Below are 8,034 nucleotides of genomic sequence, written 5' to 3' on the forward strand. Positions count from 1 at the left end.
CCTGGTGGCCTACCGCAGCCCCGATCCGGAAAAGCTTTCCGCTTATGAATGCGGCTTCAACTCGTTCGACGACGCCCGAATGAAGTTCGACATCCGCTTCTACCTGGTGTCGATCCTGTTCATCATCTTCGATCTGGAAGTGGCCTTCCTGTTCCCGTGGGCGGTGTCCTTCTCGAAGATCGGCATGCTCGGGTTCTGGTCGATGATGGTGTTTCTGGCGGTGCTGACCATCGGCTTTGCCTATGAATGGAAAAAAGGAGCGCTGGAATGGGATTGAACGACAGTTCAGGCACCCTCGTCGCGCCGAAGCCCAAGGGCATCATCGATCCCAACACCGGCCGGCCGGTGGGGCAGGATGACCCGTTCTTCCTCGAGATCAACAACGAGCTGGCCGACAAGGGCTTCCTCGTCACCTCCACTGAGGCGCTGATCACCTGGGCGCGCAGCGGCTCGCTGATGTTCATGACCTTCGGCCTCGCCTGCTGCGCGGTGGAGATGATCCACACCTCGATGCCGCGCTATGACTCGGAGAGGTTCGGCGTCGCGCCGCGCGCGTCCCCGCGCCAGTCCGACATCATGATCGTCGCCGGCACGCTGACCAACAAGATGGCGCCGGCGCTGCGCAAGGTCTACGACCAGATGCCGGAGCCGCGCTACGTCATCTCCATGGGCTCCTGCGCCAATGGCGGCGGCTACTACCACTATTCCTATTCGGTGGTGCGCGGCTGCGACCGTGTCGTGCCCGTCGACATCTATGTGCCCGGCTGCCCGCCGAGCGCGGAAGCGCTGCTTTACGGCATTCTTCTGCTGCAGAAGAAGATCCGCCGCACCGGCACGATCGAGCGGTGAACCAATGAGCCAGAAGCTGAATGAACTCTCGACCTATCTGGGCGAGAAGATGACCGACCGGATTGGCGAAGCGGTGCTGGCCTATGGCGAACTCACCGTCTCCGTGGAGCCGATCAACCTGATCGAGGTGGCGACCTTCCTGCGCGATGATCAGCGCTGCCAGTTCATCTCGATCATCGACGTCTGCGGCGCTGACTATCCGTCGCGAGCCAAGCGCTTCGATGTCGTCTATCACCTGCTGTCGCCGAAGCAGAATGTGCGCATCCGCCTCAAGGTCCAGGCCGACGAGGAGACGCTGGTTCCCTCGCTCACCGCCGTCTATCCTGGCGCCGACTGGTTCGAGCGCGAGACCTACGACCTCTATGGCGTGCTGTTTTCGGGCCATCCCGACCTGCGGCGCATCCTCACCGACTACGGTTTCGAAGGCCATCCGCTTCGCAAGGATTTCCCGCTCACAGGCTTCGTCGAGGTGCGTTACGACGACGAAGCCAAGCGCGTCATCTACGAGCCGGTCGAGCTCAAGCAGGAATTCCGCAATTTCGATTTCCTCTCCCCATGGGAAGGCACGGATTACGTGCTGCCGGGGGATGAAAAAGCCAAGCAGTGAGTAGGGAAGTAGTGAGTAGTCAGTAGGGAAGGAATTGGAAAAGCGGATCGAATCTTATCGCGACCTGATGGTGTGGCAATCGGCGATGGTTCTCGCCGAAGATTGTTACCGTGTCACCAAAGGTTTCCCGAAAGACGAGATTTATGGAATGACCTCTCAGATGCGTCGCTCGGCGGTATCTATCGCCGCCAACATCGCCGAGGGATATGGTCGCGAAAACAGAGGGTCGTTCGTTCAATTCCTGCGCATGGCGCAGGGTTCGTTGAAGGAACTCGAAACACACGTATTGCTGGCATGTCGTTTCGGCATGCTGGAAAAGCCAACGAGATTGAGCTGCTGCTGCGATGCGAAGAGATTGGGAAAATGATGCGATCTCTTATCGGACGGTGCAGGCAAAACAGGCGAATAAGTAGGCATTGAGATTGATGATCACTACTCACTACTCACTACTGACTCTTCGCCAGAGGCGCCAGAATGGCTGAAACCTCCGTCCGCAACTTCAACATCAATTTCGGACCGCAACATCCTGCGGCGCATGGCGTTTTGCGCCTGGTGCTGGAGCTGGACGGCGAGGTGGTCGACCGCGTCGATCCGCATATCGGGCTGCTGCATCGCGGCACCGAGAAGCTGATCGAGGCCAAGACCTATCTGCAGGCGGTACCCTATCTCGACCGGCTCGACTATTGCGCGCCGATGAACCAGGAGCACGCCTTCGCGCTCGCCGCCGAGCGGCTGCTCGGCATCGAGGTGCCGAAGCGCGGCCAGCTGATCCGGGTGCTCTATTCCGAGATGGGCCGCATCATGTCGCACATCCTCAATGTGACGACGCAGGCGATGGACGTCGGCGCGCTGACGCCGCCGCTGTGGGGCTTCGTCGAACGCGAAAAGCTGATGGTGTTTTACGAGCGCGCCTCGGGTTCGCGCATGCACGCGGCCTATTTCCGCCCCGGCGGCGTGCACCAGGACCTGCCGCAGAAGCTGGTCGAGGACATCGGCAAGTGGATCGATCCGTTCCTGAAGTCGATCGACGACCTCGATGCGCTGCTCACGCCAAACCGCATCTTCAAGCAGCGCAATGTCGATATCGGCACGGTGTCGCTGGCCGATGCCTGGGCCTGGGGCTTCTCCGGCGTGATGGTGCGCGGCTCGGGCGCTGCCTGGGACCTGCGCAAGTCGCAGCCCTATGAATGCTATTCCGAGATGGATTTCGACATCCCGATCGGCAAGAACGGCGACTGCTACGACCGCTATCTCGTGCGCATGGAAGAGATGCGCCAGTCGGCGAAGATCATGCGCCAGTGCGTCGACCTGCTGCTCGGCAAGGAAAGCAGCGGCCCGGTGTCCAACCTCGACGGCAAGGTGGTGCCGCCGAAGCGCCAGGCGATGAAGCGCTCGATGGAAGCGCTGATCCACCACTTCAAGCTCTACACCGAGGGCTACCGCGTACCTGCCGGCGAGGTCTATGCCGCCGTCGAGGCGCCGAAGGGCGAGTTCGGCGTCTATCTGGTCTCCGACGGCACCAACAAGCCCTACCGCTGCAAGCTGCGCGCGCCCGGCTTCGCGCATCTGCAGGCCATGGATTTCCTGTGCCGCGGCCACATGCTGGCCGACGTCACCGCCGTGCTGGGTTCGCTCGATATCGTGTTTGGTGAGGTCGATCGCTAAATGTCAGTCCGCCGTCTCGCAGATGCCAGCGTCCAGCCAGCTTCCTTCGCCTTCAACAGGGCGAATACGGCCGCGGCCAAGCAGTGGATCAAGAAATATCCGAAGGGCCGCGAGCAGTCGGCGATCATCCCGCTGTTGATGCTGGCGCAGGAGCAGGAAGGCTGGGTCACCAAGGCGGCGATTGAGACGATCTCCGACATGCTCGGCATGCCGCGCATCCGCGGGCTCGAGGTCGCGACCTTCTACACGCAGTACCAGCTCAACCCGGTCGGAACGCGCGCGCATATCCAGGTCTGCGGCACCACGCCCTGCATGCTGCGCGGCTCGGAAGGACTGATGGATGTCTGCCGCTCGAAGATCCACCACGACCAGTTCCACACCAACGACAAGGGCACGCTGTCGTGGGAGGAGGTCGAATGCCTCGGCGCCTGCGTCAACGCGCCGATGGTGATGATCTTCAAGGATACGTTCGAGGACCTGACGCCGGAGCGGCTGGCCGAGATCATCGACCTCTACGAAGGTGGCAAGGGCGCCTCGGTGACGCCTGGCCCGCAGAATGGCCGCACCGGCTCGGAGCCAGCCACCGGCCTGACGACGCTGAAGAGCGAGAAGGCGATCCTGAAGTCGACACGCGAGAAGGAAGCCAAGGCGGCGGCGAAGGCGGCCAAGGCCGCTTCCGACGCCATTATCGCAACGGAGGTGCCGGCGCCGGCTGCCCCCGTGGGCCCGTCGAAGGCCGGCAAGCCGAAGACCGATGCGCCCGAGACCAGCCCGGCGCTGAACACGCCTTCGCCGGTCAAGGTCGCGCTGGCCGTGGAAAAGGCGGCGAGCGTGTCGGCCCCGCGGCATTCGGCCGCCAATGCCAACAAGGCTTCGCCGGAAGTCGAGGGTGTCTCGAAGCAGCGCAGTGGTCCGAGGGCCAAGGCCGAGCCGGCTTCCGCCTTCAAGGCGCCGGAAGCCAAGCAGCCAGCCGTCAAGCAGGCAAAGCCTTCACTCGACGACAAGAACAGGCCCGCTGGCATAGAACGGCCCGTTGCGGTCGACGACCTCAAGCTGATCTCCGGCGTCGGTCCGAAGATCGAGGGCACGCTGCATTCGCTGGGCATCTACACCTTCGCGCAGGTCGCGTCGTGGAAGAAGGCCGAGCGCGACTGGGTGGACGCCTATCTCTCCTTCCATGGCCGCATCGAGCGCGACGACTGGGTCAAGCAGGCCAAGGCGCTCGCCAAGGGCGGGGTGGCCGAATATATCCGCGTCTTCGGCAAGAAGCCGGTCTGAGGGACGAACAATGCTTCAGGACAAAGACCGCATCTTCACCAACATATACGGCCTCTTCGACAAGTCGCTCAACGGAGCGATGGCGCGCGGCGCCTGGGACAACACGCCAGGCATCATCGCCAAGGGGCGCGACTGGATCGTCAACGAGATGAAGGCGTCGGGCCTGCGCGGACGCGGCGGCGCCGGCTTCCCGACCGGACTCAAGTGGTCGTTCATGCCCAAGCAGAGCGACGGCCGGCCGAGCTATCTGGTCATCAACGCCGACGAATCCGAGCCCGGCACCTGCAAGGACCGCGACATCCTGCGCAACGATCCGCACACGCTGGTCGAGGGCGCGCTGCTCGCTGGCTTCGCCATGGGCGCGATCGCCGCCTACATCTATGTGCGCGGCGAGTTCATCAGGGAGCGCGAAGCGCTGCAGCGGGCCATCGACGAGGCCTATGAGGCCAAGCTGATCGGCAAGAACAACACTTCCGGCTACGACTTCGACGTCTATATGCACCATGGCGCCGGTGCCTATATCTGCGGCGAGGAGACGGCTCTGCTCGAAAGCCTCGAAGGCAAGAAGGGCCAGCCGCGTCTGAAGCCGCCGTTCCCGGCCAATGTCGGCCTCTATGGCTGCCCGACGACGGTCAACAATGTCGAGTCGATCGCGGTCGCGCCAACCATCCTGCGCCGCGGCGCTGCCTGGTTCTCGTCCTTCGGCCGGCCGAACAATGTCGGCACCAAGCTGTTCTGCGTCTCCGGTCACGTCAACAACCCGTGCACCGTCGAAGAGGCGATGTCGATCCCGTTCCGCGAGCTGATCGACACGCATTGCGGCGGCATCCGCGGTGGCTGGGACAATCTTCTGGCGGTCATTCCGGGCGGCGCTTCGGTGCCGCTGGTGCCGGCCGAGCAGATCATCGACACGCCGATGGATTTCGACGCGTTGCGCGACTTGAAATCGGGCCTCGGCACGGCGGCTGTCATCGTCATGGACAAGTCGACCGATATCGTGAAGGCGATCGCCAGGCTTTCCTACTTCTACAAGCACGAAAGCTGCGGCCAGTGCACGCCGTGCCGCGAAGGCACCGGCTGGATGTGGCGGGTGATGGAGCGGCTGGTGCGCGGCGAGGCGCAGAAGCGCGAGATCGACATGCTGCTCGACGTCACCAAGCAGGTCGAGGGGCACACGATCTGCGCGCTGGGCGACGCGGCGGCATGGCCGATCCAGGGCCTGATGCGGCATTTCCGTGGCGAGGTGGAGCGCCGCATCGATGAGTTTTCGCGCAACGCGCACCGGGTGGAGCCGGTGATGGTGGCGGCGGAATAAGGTTGGAATTGCGGGCGAGAGCCCGGAACAGGAATAACGGGCGGGGCATACGAAGAAACGACCAGGAGCACTCGATGGCGCTGTATTCGATACCCTATGCACTGATGCCCGACATGGACCAGTTAGAGAAGATGAACCAGGATCTGACCAGGATGATGCCGAAGGAGATGGCCAGCGCCGTCAATCTCCTGGCGCATCCTGTCGCCGGTGTCGCCGCCATGTCGGCGATCAGCATCGGGCTGGCCAATCATGCCCTCGGCGTGTGGCTGGGCGCGCTTTCGGGCGCCACCGAGGCCTCGCAGCGGCTGTTCCAGCCGATCGTCGATGATTTCGAGGCGCGGAGCGAAGAGCTGGAGCAAGCCCAGAAGACCTCGTCCAAGGCGCGCAAGGCGACAAAGACGCTGATCGCCGAGGCGCAGACCTTCGCCAGGGATGTGACCGACATTGCCCAGGCCTCCGTGGAAAAGGTGCAGGACACCACCGGCACTGACACTGTGGCAAGCAGTGCCGCGACCGGGCTGATGCCGGAGGATTTCAGGCAGCCCAAGGCCATGGACCGGCCGGCGGCGCCGGCCGACCTGAAGGCGATCTCAGGCATTGGCCCGAAGCTGGAGAAGGTCCTCAATGGCCTCGGCATCTGGACATATGGCCAGATCGCGGCCTGGACGGCGGAAGAGATCGCCTGGGTCGAGGACTATCTGTCGCTCGCCGGCCGCATCGGCCGCGACGACTGGACTGGCCAGGCAACGGCGCTGGCGGCCAAAGGTTGAAATTCAATGCCGGGCGCGGTTTTGGCCGCGCCCGGAAAGAGGATTGCGGGACGTCCGCAGAGGTTTGAGGCGAGATGGCAAAGCTCAAGGTCGACGGGAAAGAGATCACTGTACCCGACCACTACACGCTGCTGCAGGCAGCCGAGGATGCCGGCGCGGAAGTGCCGCGCTTCTGCTTCCATGAGCGGCTGTCGATCGCCGGCAACTGCCGCATGTGCCTGATCGAGGTGAAGGGCGGCCCGCCCAAGCCGCAGGCCTCCTGCGCCATGGGCGTGCGCGACCTGCGTCCGGGCCCGAACGGCGAGCCACCGGAAATCTTCACCAACACGCCGATGGTCAAGAAGGCCCGCGAAGGCGTGATGGAATTCCTGCTGATCAACCATCCGCTGGATTGCCCGATCTGCGACCAGGGCGGCGAATGCGACCTGCAGGACCAGGCGATGGCCTTCGGCGTCGATTCCTCGCGCTATCACGAGAACAAGCGCGCGGTGGAAGACAAGTATATCGGGCCGCTCGTGAAGACGGTGATGAACCGCTGCATCCACTGCACGCGCTGCGTCCGCTTCACCACCGAGGTCGCCGGCATTTCCGAACTCGGCCTGATCGGCCGCGGCGAGGATGCCGAGATCACCACCTATCTCGAACAGGCAATGACCTCGGAATTGCAGGGCAATGTCATCGATCTCTGCCCGGTCGGCGCGCTGACTTCCAAGCCCTTCGCGTTCCAGGCGCGGCCGTGGGAACTGACCAAGACGGAATCGATCGACGTCATGGACGCGGTCGGCTCGGCGATCCGCGTCGATTCCAGGGGGCGCGAGGTGATGCGCATCCTGCCGCGCGTCAACGAGGCGGTGAACGAGGAGTGGATCTCGGACAAGACCCGCTTCATCTGGGACGGGCTGCGCACGCAGCGCCTCGACCGCCCCTATGTGCGTAAGGATGGCAAGCTCGTCGCGGCAAGCTGGGCCGAAGCCTTCGCAGCGATCAAGGACGAAGTGGGCAAGACCACGCCCGAGCGGATCGGCGCCGTCGCCGGCGATCTCTCCGCCGTCGAGGAGATCTATGCGCTGAAGCTTCTGATGGCGGCGCTCGGCTCGAAGAATACCGACTGCCGCCAGGATGGCGCCGCGCTCGATCCGTCGCTCGGCCGCGCCAGCTACATCTTCAACCCGACCATCGAGGGCATCGAGCAGGCCGACGCGGTGCTGATCATCGGCGCCAACCCGCGCTTCGAGGCCTCGGTGCTCAATGCCCGCATCCGCAAGCGCTGGCGCATCGGCAACCTGCCGATCGGCGTTATCGGCGAGATCGGTGACACGCGCTACGACTATGAGCAGATCGGCGCCGGTCCGGAATCGCTGAAGGACCTGGCCGACGGCAACGGCAAGTTCTTCCAGGTGCTGAAAAAGGCGACGCACCCGCTGATCATCGTCGGCCAGGGCGCGCTGGCGCGCGCCGACGGTGCCGCCGTGCTCGGCCAGGCGGCCAAGCTCGCCGCGGCGGTCAATGCCGCCCGTGCCGACTGGAACGGTTTTGCCGTGCTCCATAAT

The 8,034-nt window shown here is 63.7% G+C and carries 9 protein-coding genes; all 9 read left to right on the forward strand.

What is annotated here, in order from left to right; all coding sequences use genetic code 11:
• A partial coding sequence (locus tag EOA33_RS16510) for an NADH-quinone oxidoreductase subunit A (RefSeq protein ID WP_145989170.1) occupies positions 1–277 on the forward strand: 277 nt, incomplete at its 5' end.
• A complete protein-coding gene (locus EOA33_RS16515) occupies positions 268–849 on the forward strand; it encodes an NADH-quinone oxidoreductase subunit B (protein ID WP_126054018.1) in 582 nt (193 codons plus the stop codon). The genes EOA33_RS16510 and EOA33_RS16515, both read left to right, overlap by 10 nt.
• Positions 850–853: 4 nt before the next feature.
• On the forward strand, positions 854–1,456 hold the full coding sequence (locus EOA33_RS16520; protein WP_126054019.1) for an NADH-quinone oxidoreductase subunit C: 603 nt from the start codon (positions 854–856) through the stop codon (positions 1,454–1,456).
• 34 nt (positions 1,457–1,490) lie between these two features.
• Complete coding sequence (locus tag EOA33_RS16525) at positions 1,491–1,823, forward strand: four helix bundle protein (protein WP_126054020.1); 333 nt, start codon at positions 1,491–1,493, stop codon at positions 1,821–1,823.
• 107 nt (positions 1,824–1,930) lie between these two features.
• Positions 1,931–3,121: an NADH-quinone oxidoreductase subunit D gene (locus EOA33_RS16530; protein ID WP_126054021.1), complete on the forward strand. Its 1,191-nt coding sequence runs from the start codon at positions 1,931–1,933 to the stop codon at positions 3,119–3,121.
• Positions 3,122–4,399, forward strand: a complete 1,278-nt coding sequence (locus EOA33_RS16535; RefSeq protein WP_127406077.1) for an NADH-quinone oxidoreductase subunit E — start codon at positions 3,122–3,124, stop codon at positions 4,397–4,399.
• Positions 4,400–4,409: 10 nt separating this feature from the next.
• Complete coding sequence (gene nuoF / locus EOA33_RS16540) at positions 4,410–5,714, forward strand: NADH-quinone oxidoreductase subunit NuoF (protein ID WP_126054023.1); 1,305 nt, start codon at positions 4,410–4,412, stop codon at positions 5,712–5,714.
• A 74-nt stretch (positions 5,715–5,788) separates the two neighbouring features.
• Entirely contained in the window at positions 5,789–6,484 is a 696-nt protein-coding gene (locus EOA33_RS16545) for an NADH-ubiquinone dehydrogenase (protein WP_126054024.1), read from the forward strand.
• Positions 6,485–6,558: 74 nt separating this feature from the next.
• A partial coding sequence (gene nuoG, locus EOA33_RS16550; RefSeq protein ID WP_127406078.1) for an NADH-quinone oxidoreductase subunit NuoG occupies positions 6,559–8,034 on the forward strand: 1,476 nt, incomplete at its 3' end.

This window comes from Mesorhizobium sp. M4A.F.Ca.ET.050.02.1.1 (assembly GCF_003997725.1).
Lineage (GTDB): Bacteria > Pseudomonadota > Alphaproteobacteria > Rhizobiales > Rhizobiaceae > Mesorhizobium.